The sequence below is a fragment of the Paenibacillus sp. MMS18-CY102 genome (genome assembly GCF_009789195.1).
GTDB lineage: Bacteria > Bacillota > Bacilli > Paenibacillales > Paenibacillaceae > Paenibacillus_T.
In genome coordinates this window covers 111,564-131,793 of sequence record NZ_WSTC01000007.1, presented here as the reverse complement: position 1 = coordinate 131,793, position 20,230 = coordinate 111,564, and the positions used below count along the sequence as shown (strand labels likewise).

Annotated in this window: 13 protein-coding genes, 1 pseudogene and 3 CRISPR repeat arrays (1 of these 17 running past the window's edge); of the genes and pseudogenes, 10 read left to right on the top strand and 4 right to left on the bottom strand. The window is 48.8% G+C overall.

The features are described 5' to 3' along the window. A CRISPR array of direct repeats spans window positions 1-263; the repeat unit is 32 nt; unit sequence GTCACTCCCCGTGCGGGAGTGTGGATTGAAAC; it reaches 503 nt to the left of the window's first position. Between the two features lie 177 nt (window positions 264-440). The 8 genes from cas3 (at window position 441) to GON22_RS07120 (ending at window position 13,400) form a co-directional block, all read left to right on the top strand. Continuing rightward, entirely contained in the window at window positions 441-2,876 is a 2,436-nt protein-coding gene (gene cas3 / locus GON22_RS07155; RefSeq protein WP_160395423.1) for a CRISPR-associated helicase Cas3', read from the top strand. A 206-nt stretch (window positions 2,877-3,082) separates the two neighbouring features. Further along, on the top strand, window positions 3,083-3,802 hold the full coding sequence (gene cas5c / locus GON22_RS07150; protein WP_160395422.1) for a type I-C CRISPR-associated protein Cas5c: 720 nt from the start codon (window positions 3,083-3,085) through the stop codon (window positions 3,800-3,802). Further along, complete coding sequence (gene cas8c, locus GON22_RS07145; RefSeq protein WP_160395421.1) at window positions 3,799-5,730, top strand: type I-C CRISPR-associated protein Cas8c/Csd1; 1,932 nt, start codon at window positions 3,799-3,801, stop codon at window positions 5,728-5,730. The genes cas5c and cas8c overlap by 4 nt, the downstream gene beginning before the upstream one ends. After that, on the top strand, window positions 5,711-6,571 hold the full coding sequence (gene cas7c, locus GON22_RS07140) for a type I-C CRISPR-associated protein Cas7/Csd2 (RefSeq protein WP_160395420.1): 861 nt from the start codon (window positions 5,711-5,713) through the stop codon (window positions 6,569-6,571). The genes cas8c and cas7c overlap by 20 nt, the downstream gene beginning before the upstream one ends. Then, window positions 6,561-7,256, top strand: a complete 696-nt coding sequence (gene cas4, locus GON22_RS07135) for a CRISPR-associated protein Cas4 (protein WP_160395419.1) — start codon at window positions 6,561-6,563, stop codon at window positions 7,254-7,256. The genes cas7c and cas4 overlap by 11 nt, the downstream gene beginning before the upstream one ends. Further along, window positions 7,249-8,277, top strand: coding sequence for a type I-C CRISPR-associated endonuclease Cas1c (cas1c, locus tag GON22_RS07130; protein WP_160395418.1), 1,029 nt, complete (start codon window positions 7,249-7,251; stop codon window positions 8,275-8,277). The genes cas4 and cas1c overlap by 8 nt, the downstream gene beginning before the upstream one ends. A gap of 10 nt (window positions 8,278-8,287) precedes the next feature. Then, entirely contained in the window at window positions 8,288-8,581 is a 294-nt protein-coding gene (gene cas2, locus GON22_RS07125; protein WP_160395417.1) for a CRISPR-associated endonuclease Cas2, read from the top strand. A gap of 172 nt (window positions 8,582-8,753) precedes the next feature. Next, a CRISPR array of direct repeats spans window positions 8,754-12,119; the repeat unit is 32 nt; unit sequence GTCACTCCCCGTGCGGGAGTGTGGATTGAAAC. Between the two features lie 219 nt (window positions 12,120-12,338). Further along, on the top strand, window positions 12,339-13,400 hold the full coding sequence (locus GON22_RS07120) for a Fic family protein (RefSeq protein ID WP_202113126.1): 1,062 nt from the start codon (window positions 12,339-12,341) through the stop codon (window positions 13,398-13,400). An 806-nt stretch (window positions 13,401-14,206) separates the two neighbouring features. Beyond that, window positions 14,207-14,571: a CRISPR direct-repeat array (repeat unit 32 nt; unit sequence GTCGCTCCCCATGCGGGAGCGTGGATTGAAAC). A gap of 258 nt (window positions 14,572-14,829) precedes the next feature. On the opposite strand, the gene GON22_RS07115 is transcribed toward GON22_RS07120, so the two are convergent. Next, window positions 14,830-15,732 carry a prohibitin family protein gene (locus GON22_RS07115; RefSeq protein WP_160395416.1) on the bottom strand — a complete coding sequence of 301 codons (903 nt, stop codon included), beginning with the start codon at window positions 15,730-15,732 and terminating at the stop codon, window positions 14,830-14,832. Window positions 15,733-15,794: 62 nt separating this feature from the next. On the opposite strand from GON22_RS07115, the gene GON22_RS07110 reads away from it, so the two are divergent. Next, entirely contained in the window at window positions 15,795-16,484 is a 690-nt protein-coding gene (locus tag GON22_RS07110; RefSeq protein ID WP_160395415.1) for a hypothetical protein, read from the top strand. Window positions 16,485-16,551: 67 nt separating this feature from the next. Here GON22_RS07110 and GON22_RS07105 read toward each other — a convergent pair whose 3' ends face one another. Then, the gene (locus GON22_RS07105; RefSeq protein WP_160395414.1) at window positions 16,552-17,469 is read right to left on the bottom strand and encodes a LysR family transcriptional regulator; all 918 of its coding nucleotides are present in this window, start codon (window positions 17,467-17,469) and stop codon (window positions 16,552-16,554) included. A gap of 257 nt (window positions 17,470-17,726) precedes the next feature. On the opposite strand from GON22_RS07105, the pseudogene GON22_RS07100 reads away from it, so the two are divergent. After that, window positions 17,727-18,233 (top strand): annotated as a pseudogene (locus GON22_RS07100) (acyl-CoA thioesterase); the annotation flags it as partial. A gap of 586 nt (window positions 18,234-18,819) precedes the next feature. On the opposite strand, the gene GON22_RS07095 reads toward GON22_RS07100, so the two are convergent. After that, a complete protein-coding gene (locus GON22_RS07095; RefSeq protein WP_160395413.1) occupies window positions 18,820-19,767 on the bottom strand; it encodes a helix-turn-helix transcriptional regulator in 948 nt (315 codons plus the stop codon). After that, window positions 19,764-19,973: a cysteine-rich CWC family protein gene (locus GON22_RS07090; RefSeq protein WP_160395412.1), complete on the bottom strand. Its 210-nt coding sequence runs from the start codon at window positions 19,971-19,973 to the stop codon at window positions 19,764-19,766. Before GON22_RS07090 ends, GON22_RS07095 begins: the two co-directional genes overlap by 4 nt. Window positions 19,974-20,230: the final 257 nt, after the last annotated feature.

Genomic DNA, 20,230 nt, shown 5'->3' with positions numbered 1-20,230 from the left:
TTGAGCTCAACTTGACTGCGTTCCGATCTGCGTCACTCCCCGTGCGGGAGTGTGGATTGAAACATTTTTATTTGCTCCTTTGAATTTGAATTTGCGCGTCACTCCCCGTGCGGGAGTGTGGATTGAAACCCTATCACGATCGCGCTCTACAACAACGGCGTTTCGTCACTCCCCGTGCGGGAGTGTGGATTGAAACAAAATTGACGTGTGTGTGGCTTGCGGTAAAGAGGCGTCACTCCCTGTGCGGGAGCGTGGATTGAAACATCTCTGGGCGAGAAAATAGTGCGTAGTCACCATGTCGCTCCCCGTGCAGGGGGCATGAGTTGAATCATAATATTGTGCGAAGCGTGGTTATTCTAGATGAGTCGCTCTTTATGGCAAACCGATATAGTTTTGAAACAAATGTGGTGATTTAAATAATCGATCGGAGGGCTGGTGTAATGAATTATATTGCCCATATTCGCAAGAGTGATAGAGTAGCTCAAACGATTGAAGAACATCTGCATAATGTTCGGAAACGGGCAGAGTTCATCGGAAATAAGATCGGGATTACACATATAGCGGGACTAGCAGGTATGTTGCATGACATGGGGAAATACTCGGAGCAGTTTCAAACTTATATTCGTAAAGCTGCTGATAATCCTGACTCCCCTCCGACGAGGGGGAGTGTGGACCATTCCACTGCGGGTGGTAAATTTCTTCATAAGTACGTTCAAAGAATGCCCCGTAATCAACATCTTTATATGCTTTCCGAGATAGTCGGAAACTCTGTGATTTCACACCATTCTTATCTTCATGATTATCTCAGTCTGGATTTAGAGTCGCCCTATCTTAGTCGTGTTCGAGACAAGCCAGTAGATGATTTGGAAGACATATTGGCTCTCTTTTATCAACGGGCTATGACTCAGGTGGAAATAGAGGAATATATCAAGCAAGCTGCTGCTGAACTGGTGACGTACTTAAGAAAAAACTCTATGGAGCATTTGGAAAGTAAACTGCTGTTTTTAACTAAGTATGTATTTAGCGCTTTAGTAGATGCAGATCATACTGATGCACGTTTGTTCGAAGAAAACGAGGAGGATGATACGGAAAGGCAAGAGTCAGTTCAGCTAAATAGATTCCAAACCTATTACGAGAGATTGATTTGTCATATTAATGACTTGCAAGAGAGCCCATATGCCCAAACAGCGATTAATCGGCTTCGAAGAGCCATGTCCGATCAATGCGATCAATTTGCACGCCGGCCATCAGGTATATATACATTGTCAATCCCAACTGGTGGGGGGAAGACGCTAGCCAGCTTACGTTATGCATTAAAGCATGCTCTGGAATTCAAGAAAAAGCACATTATTTATGTTGTGCCATATACAACAATTATTGAACAAAACGCTGATGAGGTTCGACGTATTGTAGAAGATCGATTTAATGTTTTGGAAGACCATTCTAATGTTGTTGATAACACTGATGAAGAAGATGATGAATTCGAGGATGGGATCGTTAACGTCGGCCAGAAATTGCGGTTAGCGAAAGATAACTGGGATGCGCCTATTATTTTTACGACTATGGTTCAGTTTCTCAATATTCTATATGCCAAGGGATACAGGAATGTCCGGAGGCTGCATAATCTTACTGAGGCGGTTATTGTTTTCGACGAAGTGCAAAAGGTGCCGGTGCATTGTATTTCGTTGTTTAACCGTGCACTTAATTTATTAAAAGATTTTGGGTATTCGAGTCTCATATTATGTACAGCCACACAGCCCGCCCTTGGCTTCGTTGATCAACAACTGGATTTATCTGAGGGGTCGGAGATTATTTCCGATTTACACAACATTTCCGATGAGTTCAAAAGGGTAGAGGTTATCGATCTTGCTTCGGAGGAGAGCTATAATACGGTCCGTTTAGCACAGTTCGTTGTTAAGGCTGTGCAAGAGCGAGGCAGTGTATTGGTTGTTCTAAACACCAAAACAGTAGTAAAGCGTCTTTATCAAGAACTTGCTAACCTTCAAGCCGCTGCCGCTGTTTATCACCTAAGCACTGGCATGTGCGCAGCGCATCGAAAAGGCATTCTGGATAAAGTTCGACAGCATCTAGACGATAAAGAGCCAGTTGTTTGTGTTAGCACACAGCTAATTGAGGCTGGGGTTGATATTAGTTTTAACTGCGTCATTCGGTCACTTGCAGGTCTCGATTCCATTGCGCAGGCTGCAGGACGATGTAATCGCCATAGGGAATACAAACTGCAAAATGTCTACATTATTGATCATGCAGAGGAAAAGTTATCTAATTTGCCCGAAATAGCGGAAGGCAAAAAAATAACACTTCGAATGTTAAAGGATCTTAAACGTGAAGCAAATTGTCATGGGGGCCATGTGCTGTCTGTCCAAGCGATGGAACATTATTTCAAAGCGTTCTATACGGCCTTTCAAATCAAGTTAAACTATTTCATTCCAAGTCTTCAGCAGAATATGACGGACCTGTTGTATTCTCCTAGAAAGACAAGGGCGCAAGCATACAAGCATAATCGAGAGGAGCCGTTATCGCTTTTTAACGTCAACAGTTATCGTACAGGAGCGAATAATTTCCGGGTAATTGACAGTCCGACGACTTCGGTGATTGTGCCCTTTGATGAGGAAGGCAAAAAAATAATAGCTTGCTTGAATGGTTCGATTTCAATTTCAAATTTGTCAAAGGCTTTTCGTAAAGCACAGAGGTATACGGTTAACTTGTTCGATCATGAACTGAAACAATTGGAGAAGGATAATGCTCTGATCCCATTGCTGGAAGGGAATGTGTTAGCACTTAAGGAGACGGCTTACAACGAGGATTATGGGGTAAACATTGAAAATAACGGCGAGTGGGGACTATACCTATGGTGAAAAATGAAACCTATCTGATGAAAGATAGGTTTCTCATTTCAGACATTATATGTTTCAATCCACGCTAAGAAGGCAGCGACGGTTAATTATAGCACAAACGTACTTATCGAAGGAATTCATATAATGTCTTAAATGCATATTGACGAAAAGTTCATTTCTTAGTTAAGATACAGATGTTGGAAATTCAGAAAAAAGGAGGTGTTGGTGTGCGAAACGGAATTGAATTTGTTGTTTATGGGGAGTATGCCTTGTTTACAGACCCATTGACTAAGCTTGGAGGGGAAAAACTAAGCTATCAGATTCCTTCCTACCAGGCGCTAAAAGGGATAGTTGAGTCTATATATTGGAAACCGACTCTGCTCATCATTGTGGATGAGGTTAGAGTTATGAATCCAATTCGTATGGAGTCTAAAGGAATCCGACCGTTGGAGTACGGCGGAGGCAATACATTGGCTAACTACACTTATTTAAGATCGCCTCGCTATCAAGTCCGAGCCCATTTCGATTTCAATCTGCATCGACCGGATCTCGCATACGATCGCAACGAAAATAAGCATCACAATATCCTTAAACGTTCACTGCATGCCGGAGGGCGAAGAGATATATACCTTGGAACGCGAGAATGCCAAGCTTATGTAGAGCCGTGTGTTTTTGGCGAGGGTGACGGCTTCTATGACAATTATGGCGAATTGCATTTCGGAAATATGGTACATGGATTAAATTACCCAGATGAAACGGGCCGAAACCAGTTAGAGGTACGGCTGTGGAATCCCGTTATGAGAAACGGCGTTATTCAGTTCGACCGACCTGAAGCTTGCAGTCAAGTACGCGTAGTATCCAAAATGGAGTCCAAGCACTTTGACCAACACTCTGTCACGTCTGCTGATGAATTATTTGCGCAGTTGGAAGCGGAGGGGAGTTCATGAGCTGGTTGCTCAATTTATATAACACCTACAAATCCAATTCGGATCAAGTGGGCGTTATTGAACTCACACGTAACGAAAGGGAATATACCTTGCTTCCGGTTTCACATACGACGCAAAATGCTCATATTGAAGTGCTTATTACTGAGTCGGGCGAGTTTCATTCTGCTACAGTTATTGATAAGAACAATGCGAATACACTGATTCCATGTACGGAAGACTCCGCCAGCCGTGCAGGCTCGAAAATTGCACCTTACCCGCTTCACGACAAGTTAAGCTATGTTGCGGGAGACTATGTTGCATATGGCGGGCAAATTAAAAAAGAAGAGCCTTTCCCCCACTACATCCAACAGCTAGCAGCTTGGGCGGAGTCACCTTACGCGACTCCAAAATTAAAGAGCATCTACGCTTATTTGCGCCAAGGAAGATTAATCGAAGACCTCGTGCAACACCACCCAAGAATCCTCTACATTGACTCCAACAAGAAACTCATAGACAAATGGGACAAGCAAGCCGAACAACATTATGGGGACAAGCCGCCTATCTTCTCGGCAGTTGCCGGGGAACAGACGAGTGCGTTCGTGAGGTTTGATGTGTATTCACCTGACAAAAAAATCCATATTCCAGTCTGGAAAGACCCGGAGATGTATCAATCATTTATATGTTATTACAATGAGCGTTTGGGAGACGAGGATCTCTGTTACGTTACGGGGAAATCACTCCCGGCTACGGAGAAGCATGCCAACAAAATCAGGAATGCGGCTGATAAGGCGAAGCTGATCTCCTCCAATGATACGAGCGGGTTCACGTACCGCGGGCGGTTTGCGGAGAGTGGCGAGGCGGCCAACATTAGCTACGAAGTTTCCCAGAAGGCGCATAATGCGCTTAAATGGCTGATTAACCGCCAAGGTAAAATGATTGACCAGCGTGTTTTTCTAACTTGGGGGAATGAAGAACTGGATCAACTTGATCCGGACGATGGTTTTTTTGACTACGGGGAAGAGGAAGCTGAGGTTAGTAAAGCTATCTCTTATACCAATCCAGAATACGCTAAACAGTTCGCTAAAGCATTGGACGGCTATCGCGGACGGATTGCCAATCCGCATGTGAAAGTTAACATTCTAGTGCTTGATTCCGCTACTACGGGACGGATGGCAGTATTGTACTACCGTAACATGGATAAAGAAATTTATATCAATAGGCTGATAGACTGGCACTCGTCCTGCATGTGGCTGCATCGATATCGAAAAGATGACATAGGGAAGGCTGTGCAATATTATGGGGCGCCGGCTACGAAGGATATAGCTTTTGCCGCATACGGGCCCAAAGCCAGTGAGAAAGTGGTCAAAGGCTTAATGGAACGAATGCTTCCTTGCATTATTGATGGTCGGTCAATACCGCAGGATATCGTCTCGAGTGCGGCACGCCGAGCATCGAACCCGCTTGCAATAGAAAGCTGGGAGTGGGAGAAGACGCTGAGTATTGCGTGTTCATTAATTAATAGACGGGAGAGATTAGATGTGGCGTTAGATGAAAGTATTGATGATCGGAGTTATTTATTCGGCCGTTTATTGGCTGTCGCTGACGTGTTTGAACGTTTTGCTTTGGAAGACGAGAAACGAGCTACCAATGCCATTCGTTATATGAATGCTTTCTCAAGACATCCGGCTCGAACTTGGGAGACGATACAAGCTAGCTTACAGCCTTACCAGGCTAAATTAGGAGTTAGGGCTACCAAATGGGTCAAGTTGATTGACGAGATCGGCTCTCGATTGCCTATCGAAAGCTTTACGAACAAGCCGTTGTCCAATATCTACCTGCTTGGTTATTACAGCCAAAGGCACGCGCTGTATCCACCGAAAGCGGCAGCTCAGCAAACGCAACAATCTGAACTCAGAGGAGAGATTAAAGATGACCACATTGAATCATAAAATTGATTTTGCTGTCGTATTGTCCGTGACTAAGGCTAATCCGAATGGGGACCCGCTGAATGGCAATCGTCCGCGGCAAAACTATGATGGGCATGGGGAAATATCTGATGTTGCACTTAAACGGAAAATTCGCAATCGGCTGCAGGACATGGGAGAATCGATATTTGTCCAGTCCAATGACCGTAAAGTGGATGAGTTCGGCAGCTTAAGAGAACGTGCGGAAGCAAATATTGAACTGGGGAAGATGTTTAAATCCAAGACAGTCTCCAATGATGATTTTGCTCGAATTGCTTGTCAGGAATGGATTGATGTTCGCAGCTTTGGTCAAGTATTCGCGTTTAAGGCGGATAAAGGGTCGGGTGTTTCCGTCGGTGTGCGTGGGCCAGTATCGATTCATACTGCCACTAGTATTGATCCGATTGATATTGCAAGTGTGCAAATCACAAAAAGTGTTAACTCTGAACCGGGACCGAGTAAGGGATCGGATACGATGGGGATGAAGCATCGTGTTGATTCGGGTGTATATATTTTTTATGGCAGTATCAACCCCCAATTAGCAGAAAAGACCGGATTTACGAATGGTGATGCTATTAAGGTGAAAGAAGCGCTTATCTCACTCTTTGAAAATGATGCTTCATCTGCGCGACCGGAAGGCAGTATGGAGATTCATCATGTGTATTGGTGGGAGCATCGTTCTAAACTGGGGCAGTACTCGTCGGCTAAAGTGCACCGATCTTTGCTGGTAGAGCGGTTAGCTGCCGAGCCACGATCCTACACGGATTATCAGTTTGTCATTCAGCCGTTGGAAGGACTGCAGGTTGAGCAGCTTGATGGCAGATAGACACGAAGATGATTATCTGATGCTGTCAGGCATCCAACACTACGCTTTCTGCAAAAGGCAATGGGCACTCATTCATATCGAGCAGTACTGGTCGGACAATGTGCTGACATTCGAAGGCCAGCGGCTGCACGAGAAAGCGGACAACCCCTGCATCGGCGAAAAACGGGGCGATCTCATTATTGCGCGCTCCATGCCGCTTGTTTCTCATCGGCTCGGCGTTTATGGCGTAGCTGATGTAGTGGAGTTTCATCGGTGTACGGGGGAGGAGCCAGGCGCTGCTATTCCGGCGAGGAGAGGACTGTGGCGCCCGTATCCAATCGAGTATAAGCGCGGCAAGCCGAAGAAAGGCGCTCACGATGAATTGCAATTATGCGTACAGACCTTATGTCTGGAAGAGATGTTCGGTGTGCAGATCGAGGAAGGCGCGCTATTTTACGGAGAAATTGAACGGCGCACACGCGTTGATATCGATACATCGCTAAGGAACCAGGCGGAGACGCTGCTGGGGGAGATGCACGATTGGATAGCTTTAGGAAGAACGCCCGTTGCTTCCTATGACAAACGCTGTGAGCGATGCTCGCTTTATGAAGGCTGCCAGCCCAAAATGCTCGGTAAGCGTACCGCCGGGTATCTAGAGAATTATCTGACGTTGGTTGCGGGATCGAAGGAGGATCGCGATGCGTAAGCTGTTGAACACGCTGTATGTAACGAATCCGGATAGCTATTTGGCCCGGGATGGGGAGAATGTGGTTGTGAGAATGGAGGAGCGGCCAGCGTTCCGTATTCCAATCCATAATCTCGAAGCGATCATAACATTCGGGCATGCTGGAGCCAGTCCCGCGCTGATGCATCTGTGTGCGGAGCGTGGAGTAGCGCTGTCTTTTCACAAAGAATCGGGGCAGTTTCTTGCTCGGGTTCAGGGTGCGGTTAAAGGAAATGTGCTATTAAGGCGCAGACAATACAAGATGGCGGATGGAACGGAGGCAGTAGGGCTGGCCCGAGCGTTTATTTTTGCCAAAATAGCTAACTCCCGAGTAGTGCTCAATAGAGGGCTGCGTGATCATGCTGATGAAATCAAATCGGAAACGGTGTCCAGGGAATCAGAGTTTCTGAAGCGGTATCTGGGCAAGATCATGAAGCTTACGACTTTAGATGATGTGCGAGGGCTGGAGGGAGACGCGGCGAGACGTTATTTTTCGGCTTTCGATCAGTTGATTCTTGTGGGCAAAAAGGATTTTTTCTTGCGAGGGCGAAACCGAAGACCGCCGCTTGACCGAATCAATGCGATGTTATCGTATCTGTACGGCGTACTGCGGAACGATGTGACTGCTGCGTTGGAAACTGTCGGACTTGATCCGCAAGTTGGCTTTCTTCATCGGGATCGCCCGGGTCGGCAAAGCCTGTCGCTGGACGTCATGGAGGAACTTCGTGCGTATCTGGTCGATCGACTTGTTCTTAGTTTGGTTAATCGCAAACAAGTCGATGCCAAACAATTTCTCATTAAAGAAAATGGGGCGGTGCTGCTCAAGCCCGAGCTGAAAAAAGAGCTGATCGCTGCATGGCAGAAACGCAAGCAAGAGGAGATTACGCATCCTTTTCTGAAAGAGAAAATTTCGCTCGGGTTGTTGCCGTATGTACAGGCCTTACTGCTCGCCAGATATGTGAGGGGCGATTTGGAAACATACCCGCCGTTCCTGTGGAGATAGGGGGAAGCCGATGCTGGTGCTGGTCACTTATGATGTAGAGACGACAACGGCGGAGGGGAAAAGAAGGCTTCGCGAAGTAGCGAAGCTGTGCCTTGCTTATGGACAACGTGTGCAAAATTCCGTCTTTGAATGTTTAGTAGATCCGTTGCAGTTCAAGCAGTTGAAAGTCAAACTGGAAGACGCGATTGATCCGAAACGTGATAGCTTACGATATTACATGCTCGGGAAAAATTGGCGAAACCGCGTTGAACACGTAGGGGCGAAGCCAGGGTATGATCCTGAAGGGTTATTGTTGCTGGACTAGTCTTGCGCGAACCCTAAGCGCACATAAAATCACTGGGAGGTTCGCGCATCAGTGGGGACAAGGGTTTGAGTGGTTTTTGTATGAAATGAAGTACCCGCCCTTGGGTGATTTGAAGAGGTTCGCGAAAAAGCACGTTTAAAGCCGCGAATATCAAGGCATTTCAAGGGTGGCAGTCACTCCCCGTGCGGGAGTGTGGATTGAAACCTCATATCCAGCCATCTTACGCGTCCCCGAGTATGTCACTCCCCGTGCGGGAGTGTGGATTGAAACGCTGATGACGGTAGACGCTCCAGACAAGTCGCGGACGGTCACTCCCCGTGCGGGAGTGTGGATTGAAACCCCTTTTCGCCGCAAGTCCATATAAAGCGTTGCAGTCACTCCCCGTGCGGGAGTGTGGATTGAAACAACGATTGACTTTAGTATCGACATGCTAAACATGTCACTCCCCGTGCGGGAGTGTGGATTGAAACCTTACAGTAGGCGCAACGCCACATAGCCAACCCACGTCACTCCCCGTGCGGGAGTGTGGATTGAAACAATGGGTTGCGCTGGCGCAATATTTTTGGCTTGGTTGTCACTCCCCGTGCGGGAGTGTGGATTGAAACTTACCGAATACCATTGTGATGAGGATCGTTAGCACGTCACTCCCCGTGCGGGAGTGTGGATTGAAACTCTCGCACAATCTGATAGATTTAAGTCAAGCCAGGTCACTCCCCGTGCGGGAGTGTGGATTGAAACGCTGTCGAGTCTGTATAAGGAATTGAATGAGGACGGTCACTCCCCGTGCGGGAGTGTGGATTGAAACCACGGTCCCGGCTCGGGGATCTCAGGTAACGCATCGTCACTCCCCGTGCGGGAGTGTGGATTGAAACTTTTAGCAATATTAAATAAAAATAAAAAAAGGTGGTCACTCCCCGTGCGGGAGTGTGGATTGAAACATCATCGCCCTTTTTACCATCATCGTCGTCGCCCGTCACTCCCCGTGCGGGAGTGTGGATTGAAACAGTTGGGAGTGTTAGGGCAAGCAGAATGCTCTGGTGTCACTCCCCGTGCGGGAGTGTGGATTGAAACTCGTCTAAATCATCTCATCCAGAAGACGTGGGGCGGTCACTCCCCGTGCGGGAGTGTGGATTGAAACAAATCCTTAACGCGGTTGACGTCACCATCAACAACGTCACTCCCCGTGCGGGAGTGTGGATTGAAACACCATGACTTAAAGGAGGCGCACAATGGAATACTGGTCACTCCCCGTGCGGGAGTGTGGATTGAAACCCACCGGGAAAATATCTAATTACATCCACCATAGTCACTCCCCGTGCGGGAGTGTGGATTGAAACTTAAAGGCTATGTAGCTGCTTAAGGCGCGACGCTCGTCACTCCCCGTGCGGGAGTGTGGATTGAAACAATAGTATACAATAGCAAAAAATCCACCCATGTTGTCACTCCCCGTGCGGGAGTGTGGATTGAAACCACCTAAGCGGATACTGTGTTTGGTCCGGCGTCATAGTCACTCCCCGTGCGGGAGTGTGGATTGAAACTCTGATCGAATATGCTCGTAAGTAGCGTGATTGGATAGCGTCACTCCCCGTGCGGGAGTGTGGATTGAAACCCCAGACTAGATAAAACATAACTACGAGATGTTAGTCACTCCCCGTGCGGGAGTGTGGATTGAAACACCGAAAAACGAATGCGGGTTTGTCGCAAGCCGAGTCACTCCCCGTGCGGGAGTGTGGATTGAAACATCGTATGGCTGCTTGATAGAGCAATCACGAGCAGCGTCACTCCCCGTGCGGGAGTGTGGATTGAAACGTACCTTATACCCGCGAGCGTAGCAGCGTACTGTATGTCACTCCCCGTGCGGGAGTGTGGATTGAAACAACTTATGATCGTAAAGGACATTAAAATGGCTCCCCGTCACTCCCCGTGCGGGAGTGTGGATTGAAACATTGCAACGTAACCACCGTGATACGCATCTAACGTCACTCCCCGTGCGGGAGTGTGGATTGAAACAGGGAACCGCTCACCGTTACCGTGCCGCCAGCGAGTCACTCCCCGTGCGGGAGTGTGGATTGAAACACCGTGTCGATGGGTTTGTCTTGACATACGTCTCCGTCACTCCCCGTGCGGGAGTGTGGATTGAAACATTTTCGACATTGCCAGCTGAACGTTGGATGATGAGTCACTCCCCGTGCGGGAGTGTGGATTGAAACTTCGCGATAGATTCGATAATCGACACCGAGGACTTGTCACTCCCCGTGCGGGAGTGTGGATTGAAACTGCACCAGCAACGGCGGGAAGCATTTGATAATTTGTCACTCCCCGTGCGGGAGTGTGGATTGAAACCGCATCACCTGACCGCAAGTCACGATAAGCGCGAGTCACTCCCCGTGCGGGAGTGTGGATTGAAACATCTCGATAGGAGAGATAGGACAATTTACTCGGGTCACTCCCCGTGCGGGAGTGTGGATTGAAACATGACGATCGATCTCCTTGACGGAATCATAATTGCCCTGTCACTCCCCGTGCGGGAGTGTGGATTGAAACCTCTAATGCGTCCAAATGGAAAGGCGTAACTCTAGTCACTCCCCGTGCGGGAGTGTAGATTGAAACTCGAATTGCTGATATAACCATTATCCGTGAGAAGTCACTCCCCGTGCGGGAGTGTGGATTGAAACTCCGCTTTTATCCGATCCAGCTCGGCATCCTTTAACGTCACTCCCCGTGCGGGAGTGTGGATTGAAACCTCCATCGCCCGTTAGTCGAATCGACTAGCGGGTCACTCCCCGTGCGGGAGTGTGGATTGAAACCGGTACAAGGAAAAGGGAAACTATGACGATGCTGAGTCACTCCCCGTGCGGGAGTGTGGATTGAAACATGACGCGAATATAATCCACCACAAAGTCGTCAATGTCACTCCCCGTGCGGGAGTGTGGATTGAAACTCCTCGCATCATGGACAACACAATACAAGGTCTGTCACTCCCCGTGCGGGAGTGTGGATTGAAACATTGCGCCACGATGCGCATGCTCATGCCCGCATCCGTCACTCCCCGTGCGGGAGTGTGGATTGAAACTCTATTAAGTTGGTAAAACAAAAACGCGCACAAGTCACTCCCCGTGCGGGAGTGTGGATTGAAACATCTCGCAGTTTTTCTCACTGCATTTTATTAATAAGTCACTCTCAGTGCGGGAGTGTGGATTGAAACATGGGTACAAATGATGTGTCACTGGGGCTTACAAGTCACTCCCAGTGCGGGAGTGTGGATTGAAACCTGATTGAACATAAAGGAAAAAAAGTCCAATTCGTGTCACTCCCCGTGCGGGAGTGTGGATTGAAACTTGTCGGAATACGAAGCATTGCCTTTCTACAAGCGGTCACTCCCCATGCGGGAGTGTGGATTGAAACTTACCAGTAACTACTTGAATTCCGAATTCGCCCCTGTCACTCCCCGTGCGGGAGTGTGGATTGAAACTCAAAGGCAGCATAGAATTGGTCCTTATTAATTGGTCACTCCCCATACGGGAGTGTGGATCGAAACCATAAAACATCCTTACATCGAAGCCGAGAGTAACGCTAATATCCATAAAATGGAAATTGTTGATAGGGCAGTCCTTGATTCTCATAATGCTTTGCAATACGTATGTATTACGGGTTAAGAAGTAGGTTTGTATCAGCCGCTCTTATATAAATAGGCACGTTATATATAGATATTTTTTGCAGTGTGTTGTATATATATGTTTTTGGAGGGGGTGTATTTGTGAGATTGATTTTTTCATCAGATCGGTTAAAAGATGTGCTGTGGGGACCGACAACGATGAACATGCTGCAGCGTGTCGCAGAATTTAAAGGAAAGCAGGCATTGTACTTTCAGCAGTCATCAGAAATATTAACAGCCATGAGAAATGTGGCGGTTATTCAAAGTATAGAATCATCTAACCGCATTGAAAAAATCGTAGTAACTAGCAAAAGATTAACTGATATTGTGAACGGTCATGTAGAGCCGGCGGATAGGTCAGAATCGGAGATTGCAGGCTATCGAGATGTTCTGAAAACGATACACGGGTCCTCTGATCATATGCCAATAATATCGAATATTATTTTACAAATGCACCGGTACTTATTGCAGTATGCAACTGGTAGTGGCGGGAAGTATAAAATGAGTGACAATGATATTACGGAAGAGTTGCCAACTGGAGAGAAGATTATCCGTTTTAAGCCAGTGTCGGCCTTTGAAACCAATGAGGCGATGCATAATCTTGTGTTAGGCTTTCGTAAGAGAAGAGAAGAAGGGATTTACCCTGAACTTCTGCTGGTAGCTATATTTGTGTTAGATTTTCTTTCTATTCATCCTTTTTCTGATGGTAATGGACGCATGGCCCGACTCTTAACTCTATTGCTTCTGTATCAAGCGGGTTATGAAGTAGGTCGTTACGTAAGTTTGGAAAAATGCATCGAGGATACAAAAGACCAGTATTATGCTGCGTTGCAAAAATCGTCTGTAGGCTGGCATGAGGAAACTAATGATGTCCGTCCATGGGTTGAATATTTTTTAACTACCCTTATTGAGGCACATCGGCGTTTCGAGCAGCGTATGGGTGGGTTAGATCGAACAAAAGGATGGAAATCCCGGCAAGTTGAAACAGTCATTCAACATCTGATGGGGGACTTTAGCTTAGCGGAATTAATTGATCGTTGTCCCGGCATTACAGGGCCTACGATTCGACAGGTGCTTGACCGTATGTCTAAGAAAGGTTTGATAATGGCTATTACAAAGGGACGGAATGCTCGTTGGCGGAAAATAGAGCAGGAAGAGTTTTAAGCGAATTTGTTCAGTATTAGCGAAGTTTGCCACGTTCATAATAATAAAGAACCGCCTGGCGGCGTTCGCTGCGACCTTTATTAAGGGACGATAAAAAACTATTTTGTAAGCTGATTCTGGTAACGTACAGGTGTCAGCTTTTTAACTTTTTAAGCACGTTGACGGTCAATGTGTCTTTGTGTTTTCTCGATTAATCGAATTACTGTGGATAGAGTGCTTTATCTGCTAATGTAAGAAGAGCCTCTTTCATAATGGCCTGCGACTTTTTTAGAATAGTGATCTCCAAATCATGCCGTTTGATATAGCTGTCCTCATTAACGCACTCTTTCTTTTCCCCGAGTATTTGTAAGAACGAAGTCTCCTGTTTACTTGAGACGGCGCATCCACTCTTTTTCAAAAAGATCGATATCCGCGATGTCTAGTATCTTGGAAACCCAATCCTTCGTAATTCCTTACACTCACCTTTCAATCGCGTATTTCTTTGTTTCGATGCTGTATGTCTTGTGTTTTCGTTTCTTTGTTTCTATTACGAAAAGCAACCCGTATAGATTTCTTGATACGGAGATACTTCACTCTATTTGGGATGAGAGAGCTGTTTGTTTGGGTGTTTTAAATCCCAAATAATTGGTATACTGGTTTTGCGAACCTGGAGCTCACATGATTCTCCTAGGAGGTTCGCGCAGCCCGCCGTTATTGGGTTTGTTAGGAGTTGAAGAGGAAATCGACGGGCGTTTGAAGAGGTTAATGCGAGGTTCGCGAATTTTACTCTGAAAACCTTGATTTAATAGGGGGTTGGAGAGGGTGCTGTCGCTCCCCATGCGGGAGCGTGGATTGAAACAGAGTTCCATCTATTCCGAGGTGTCGCCAAGCAGGTGTCGCTCCCCATGCGGGAGCGTGGATTGAAACTTCGAGTTATGTGGTAGACATTGACGCATCCCGCGTCGCTCCCCATGCGGGAGCGTGGATTGAAACCACATGCAGGATATAACAATATACGGATCAAATATGTCGCTCCCCATGCGGGAGCGTGGATTGAAACTACAGTCAATATGTGGTCACGACGGCGAACGGGTGTCGCTCCCCATGCGGGAGCGTGGATTGAAACCAATCGACCCACGCCTTACCTGTGACGCCGCTGCGTCGCTCCCCATGCGGGAGCGTGGATTGAAACATGGGCAACGATCTGACGGGGTGGGAGTGGGAAGATGACGCTCCCACGCAGAGTGTGAATTAAAACCTGATTGGCCAAAGTATTGATCCACAACAGTTGCGTTACTGCACTAATAACAAATAGATTGTGGGCTTCACTTGCTCCAAAACTATTAGTATAAATAATATAACTGTGATAAAACCACAAGCCCCGCAAGCGACACTCCTTGGAGTATCCGACTTGCGGGGCTTCGTCCCTCTCAGCCTTAACTCCTTGCCCTCACCGCTGCGCTCCCTCCTCCGCTGCCGCAGGCGCTGTCGCCACTTGCTTCGTGCCGGGGCCGATGAACGCGCTCAAATCAATGAACGGGGTGGCGCCGCCCGTGACGTTCGGCAGGTGGCCGTCCCATTTTTCCAACGCTTTCTCCTGTACCTCGATCTGCTTGTATTGCACCAACTCCGCTGTGACCTCTAGCTTCTTCAGCTTGAGCGATTCGGCTTCAGCCTGCGCTTGGGCGATAGTCTGTTTGGCTTCGATCTGTATGCGCTTGAGGTCGTTTTCGGCTTTCAGCGCTTGCTGCTGGGCGACCTGCTTCGCTTCGATGGACTGGTTAAATGCGTCGCTGAATTTGAAATTTACGATGTTAATTTCTTTGACGATTAAATTATATTTGGCTAGACGTGCGGTCAAATGGTCGCTGATTTCGTTCGCAACGATGTCGCGCTTGGCGATGAGGTCCTCTGCCGGATAACGGGCGGTCACTTCCTTGACGATTTCTTGGACAGCCGGATTAATGATGATGTTGTCGTAGTTGCCGCCGACATTGTTCATGAGGGTGAACGCTGCTGATTTTTCGACGGAGTAGTTGACGGCCACGTGGGTGGACACCGGCTGCAAATCCATCGACGAGGCAGAGGAGTCGGTTTCGGCTTTGGCGACTTGTGTGTTCACTTGAATAACGGACTGGAAGAATGGGGCTTTCAGGTGGATGCCGGGTTCGAGCACGTTGCTGTTCAGCTTGCCGAAAGTTTTGTACAGGCCGACATGCCCGTATTGGACGGTAGCATAGCTATTAAAGCCGATAATGATCAGGATCAGAATGCCGATGATGCTCAAAATGATTTTCCAAGGGCTAGTGCCTTTACGGCGAATGTTAGTCACGTTGGGATCTGGCGGGCGCATTGGACGGCCTCCTTCATAGGGGGTTTCTGATTTTCTCCTTCACATGCATTCGGAGTAATCGTATGTGCCAATTCGCGAACTATGCCTCTTATTGCGGTGCAACCTTCCCGCCGCCAGCGCGTCTATATCGCCAGATGAGATGGGAATGGGGCGTGCGAAACAAGGATGAAGAGAGCAGGGGATATGGCGGCTGTGCTGGTGATTGTAATCATAGTGGCGGGGTGGTTCGCGGTAGGGGCTACACGTTCATCATCTTTTCGCAGCCAAAAGCAGCCGATCCGGAGGAGCGATGGATCGGGCTGGAGCGTGACGGTGCCGTCTACCGCATCGGAACGATTGGCGGAGAAGCGTACGAGAGCCAAGTCGAGGCTAGTTCCGTTGCGTTGTTCGGCCAGCCGTACATCTGCTTAGCGGGCTATTGCGGCGCGAACTGCGCCGTCGAGCATTATATTGAAGTGAAGGATGGCATGCCTGTGCCGCTATTATTTCTGAACGCGCCAGCAAGGGTAGCGGATTGGAATGGGGATGGCATGAATGAGCTGCTGTATCAAGAGGGGATGCCGCTGGATGTTGTGCTTATCCAGCGGTGGGGAGGCAAACTTATCTCTGCGAGTGTAGGCGAAGCGCTTCATGCGGCCAAGGGTGTCTCTTATGACGATGCTGCTCGCCGATTCATTCTGTATAACGAGCAAGGCGAGCAGCATTATCGGGTGGCGGCGGATGGGAATTTTTTAGAGCTCGTGTCCAGGTGAACGGCGAGTGGTGCACACAACGGAATGAGGGGAGCGGGCACGAAGGCAACTGGATACCAGACGCGTTCTAGAGGGTAGGTGGGGCTGCGATAACAGGGAGTTTGCCTAACTCCTCTTGTATAAAACGAATCCACGTGCGGGCCGCATAGGAAAGGTAGCGTTCTTTGCTCCATACCATGGCAAGCTGCCAGACCATTCTAGGTTCATCAAGCTCGATAGCTGAAAATCGGGATTGGTCGAGCGAGCGACATACCGATTCTGGCAAAAGGGTGATGCCGAGCTTAGCTGCGACCATCTCGGTCATGAAGTCCCATTGGGAGCTTTCGAATACGACGCGAGGTTCGAAGCCTTCCGTCCGGCAATGCTCGACGACGAGGTGGCGAAGCGTGAAGTCTTCGCGGAACAGCACGAATGGCTCGTCCCGCAGCTCTGATAGCTTTAAATTCGTCCGGTTTGCGAGCGGGTGGCCAAGGTGGACGAGCAGCATGAGCTTCTCCTCCAGCAAGGGGTGAAGATGAAACCGTGCTGCACCTTCCACGGGCAGCAGCACGATGCCGATATCCAGATCGCCGCTGTCGATATCAAGCTCGTTGCGGCGTCCGCCTTGCTCCACGAGATGGAGCTGAACATTTGGGTAACGCGTGCTGAATTGCTCAATAGCCGATGGGAAGAAGCGTCCCCCGATCATCGGCGGAATGCCGATTCGGATCGTGCCGCTCTTGAGTTCGATCAGGTCGTCTAGCTGGGCGGCCATATCGTCCATTGCTTTGGTAACTTGCTGTGCGGAGCGCAAAATCGTTTCGCCGGCATCGGTAAGCCGGATCGTTTTGCCGGAGCGGTCCAGCAGCGTTGCGCCCAGCTCCTCCTCCAACAGCCGAACCATTTTCGATAAGGTGGGCTGTGTCACGTTCAAGTGGCGGGATGCGACAGTAAAGCTGCGGTGCTGCGCAACGGCGATAAAATAAGTAAGATGGCGAATGTCCATGAGCGATGTACTCCTTCTTTTTCCTGGCGGGCAGATCGCGAGCATTGGCTGAATTTATGATAGTGGTTTAATCCAGCGCTGGCGCGGATTGCAGGGATTGTTCGATTTTAAGTATAGACAAATGGAATGAAAACGATTCGAAAAATGTATTTTATCTATACCTTCAACAGGCCTATAGTAAGTAAGATCAATAATAAGGGTGATGAAAGATGAATGCACTAAAACAAGTAAGAAACGAACAACAATCCCGGCCGACGATGGAAGCGAAGCCGGCCGGTGCATCGCGCACGGTAAAATGCTCGCTTGTATTGCCGCCGGATACGAACCATCACGGCACGATTTTTGGTGGCAAGCTGATGGCCTATATTGATGATGTTGCGACGATTGCGGCGACGCGGCATGCACGCCGTCCCGTCGTGACGGCATCGACTGACTCTGTCGATTTTTTGAATCCAGTGCGCAAAGGCGATTCGGTCTGCCTGACCGCATTCGTGACGTGGGCGAACCGGACATCCATGGAAATCTTCGTGCGGGTCGTTACAGAAGACCTTCTGACGGGTGGCCGTACGGTGTGCGCGACATCGTTCCTTACCTTTGTAGCTTTAGGCGAGGATGGCAAGCCGACGGAAGTGCCACCTGTTTTGCCAGAATCTAATGAAGAGGTACAATTATATGATACCGCTCCGCTGCGCAAAGAGGCGCGGAAAGTACGGCGGCAAGAAAGCAAGCATTTTGCGGACATTTTCGGGGAAAGCTATCAATGGAACGAGAACGTTGAATCCTCTCCTGAACAACCGTCAACTGCCGCAATGAAGCCGCAAGAAACGGGGACGGTTTCGGCGGCAAGGGAGCCGCAGCATCGTTCTGCAAGCAAGCACGCTTCGGCTGCACAGGTGCAAGTGCGGAAGCCTCATCTATCCATCGCGAAAGCGGGCAAAGGCGGCATCAATCCCGCGTTGAGCCAGTTTACATCGGTCCCTCGTTTGTTCGGGATTGCTTCGGCGCCACCAACGCAGCTGGCGCCGGCCGGAGAGGATGCTGCTGCTCCTGCGAATGCGTTCGCATGTTGCTGGGAATCGGATTGGGATTGACATTTTGACATAGACGGCGAGGGATATTTGGTAGGTAAGGTAGGCGGGGGATGCAAACTGCATGCTGTAGGGGAAGCTGTGTATTCGAGAGAGATTTATTGGAGTAGCGCATGTTGTTTTGAGAGAAATTTACATTTTAGAGAAACCCACGGTTTTCAAAACGTAGGGTTTTTCTTTTGTTTAGAGGCTCCTTTTAGGAGCCGAAGCCTGAATAGGGCAGAAAAACCTGCCCTAAAGGGCTCGCAGGCGAGCCAAAGCCTCATTTGTTATACATGGCCACCATGCGAAGGGCTTCATCACGCAAGCGGTTCGCCAGCTCTACGGGAGCCAGCACCTCCACATCGGATCCATACGACAGCAGGGAACGGTATAGCATCGGCTCATTCGGATGCTGTGCGTTGACAAGCAAGTAGCCGTCGTCACGCACGGTGATTTGCTCAGGCTTGAAATAATCGAACACGCGGGGGCGGACTGCTGGCGAGAATAAGAACGAAACCGCAATCGGTTCGTAAGCCCGATGTGGCATCTTCAGCCGTAAGTTGCTGGCACGCTCAACTGCATCTTCCCGCCATTCGAATCGTTCGCCATCCAAACGAAGGTCCATGATGCGGGTCAATCGGAATGTGCGGAAATCCTCTCTCATTCGGCAGTAGCCAAAAGCATACCAGACGTATCCTTTTAGCACGACGCTGTATAGTTCGACTTTGCGCTGGGATAGCTGCCCTTGGCCATCGGTGTAGGAAAAGGCGACAATCCGCTGTTCCCGGACCGCTTGCCGGATGAGCGGAAGGCGAGATGGCTCCGAAGGGTCGTTCTGATGCCATGGATTAATATCGATAATGAGCTCCCGCGATCGCTGCTGTGCATAATGCTGTTCCGTATGATTCAGCAGCGCACCTACTTTATCGAGTAGGCCGGCGACATGTGTCTCATCCATTGCTGTGCGAATGCCGCGAAGCGCCGTCATTATCGATTGCAGCTCATCGAGCGACAAATACTGCCGTTCGATGCCATAACGCTCCGTCAATTCATAGCCGCCAGCCATGCCGGCGTAGGACACGACGGGGATGCCTGCCATGTTGAGCGTCTCCAAGTCGCGATAAATCGTGCGCAGTGACACCTCGAATCGCTCAGACAGCTCTTTGGCTGTAATCCGTTTGCGATTGAGCAGCAGCATAGTGATGGCGAGCAGCCGTTCTAACTTCATCGCTGCAGCTCCTTCTGCAAGGCTTCTTCCACGCAGTTGCGGCATATGCAAGCTTTGCCTTTTAGCTCGGGAGGCACAAGCGCAAGCAATGCGGAGGGAATGGAAGTGCGCATACACCAGCATCCTTCGCCATTAGAAGAAGGGATGAGCTGTCCGCAACGGTTGTCTCCTCCACATAGCGGGCAACGGGTTTCATCATAGTCCATCAGATTCGTCTAGCCTCCTGATCATGCGATAGTTGGTAAAATTCATTATAACGGAAATGGGCATGTGAGCACATTGTTGACAGGCCGCAACGGGTTATGAGGGCGTTCGACTATTTCCGAGGAAATAACGGTGAATTCAAAATAAAAAAAAGACATTTTGCGTTTCATATGTCGTTTAACGACATATGTCACCCGGGAAGCGCCATTCTGATTAACGAGTGCATATGAAAGCGCCTTAAATTGATGTTATGTATACT

What these genes read in the sequence shown, in the direction of transcription:
- cas2 (WP_160395417.1), top strand. Translation starts at nt 8,288, where the DNA reads ATGCTGGTGCTGGTCACTTATGATGTAGAGACGACAACGGCGGAGGGG.
- cas7c (WP_160395420.1), top strand. Translation starts at nt 5,711, where the DNA reads ATGACCACATTGAATCATAAAATTGATTTTGCTGTCGTATTGTCCGTG.
- GON22_RS07090 (WP_160395412.1), bottom strand. Translation starts at nt 19,973, where the DNA reads ATGGACTATGATGAAACCCGTTGCCCGCTATGTGGAGGAGACAACCGT.
- GON22_RS07105 (WP_160395414.1), bottom strand. Translation starts at nt 17,469, where the DNA reads ATGGACATTCGCCATCTTACTTATTTTATCGCCGTTGCGCAGCACCGC.
- cas3 (WP_160395423.1), top strand. Translation starts at nt 441, where the DNA reads ATGAATTATATTGCCCATATTCGCAAGAGTGATAGAGTAGCTCAAACG.
- GON22_RS07110 (WP_160395415.1), top strand. Translation starts at nt 15,795, where the DNA reads ATGTGCCAATTCGCGAACTATGCCTCTTATTGCGGTGCAACCTTCCCG.
- cas8c (WP_160395421.1), top strand. Translation starts at nt 3,799, where the DNA reads ATGAGCTGGTTGCTCAATTTATATAACACCTACAAATCCAATTCGGAT.
- GON22_RS07095 (WP_160395413.1), bottom strand. Translation starts at nt 19,767, where the DNA reads ATGAAGTTAGAACGGCTGCTCGCCATCACTATGCTGCTGCTCAATCGC.
- GON22_RS07115 (WP_160395416.1), bottom strand. Translation starts at nt 15,732, where the DNA reads ATGCGCCCGCCAGATCCCAACGTGACTAACATTCGCCGTAAAGGCACT.
- cas1c (WP_160395418.1), top strand. Translation starts at nt 7,249, where the DNA reads ATGCGTAAGCTGTTGAACACGCTGTATGTAACGAATCCGGATAGCTAT.
- cas4 (WP_160395419.1), top strand. Translation starts at nt 6,561, where the DNA reads ATGGCAGATAGACACGAAGATGATTATCTGATGCTGTCAGGCATCCAA.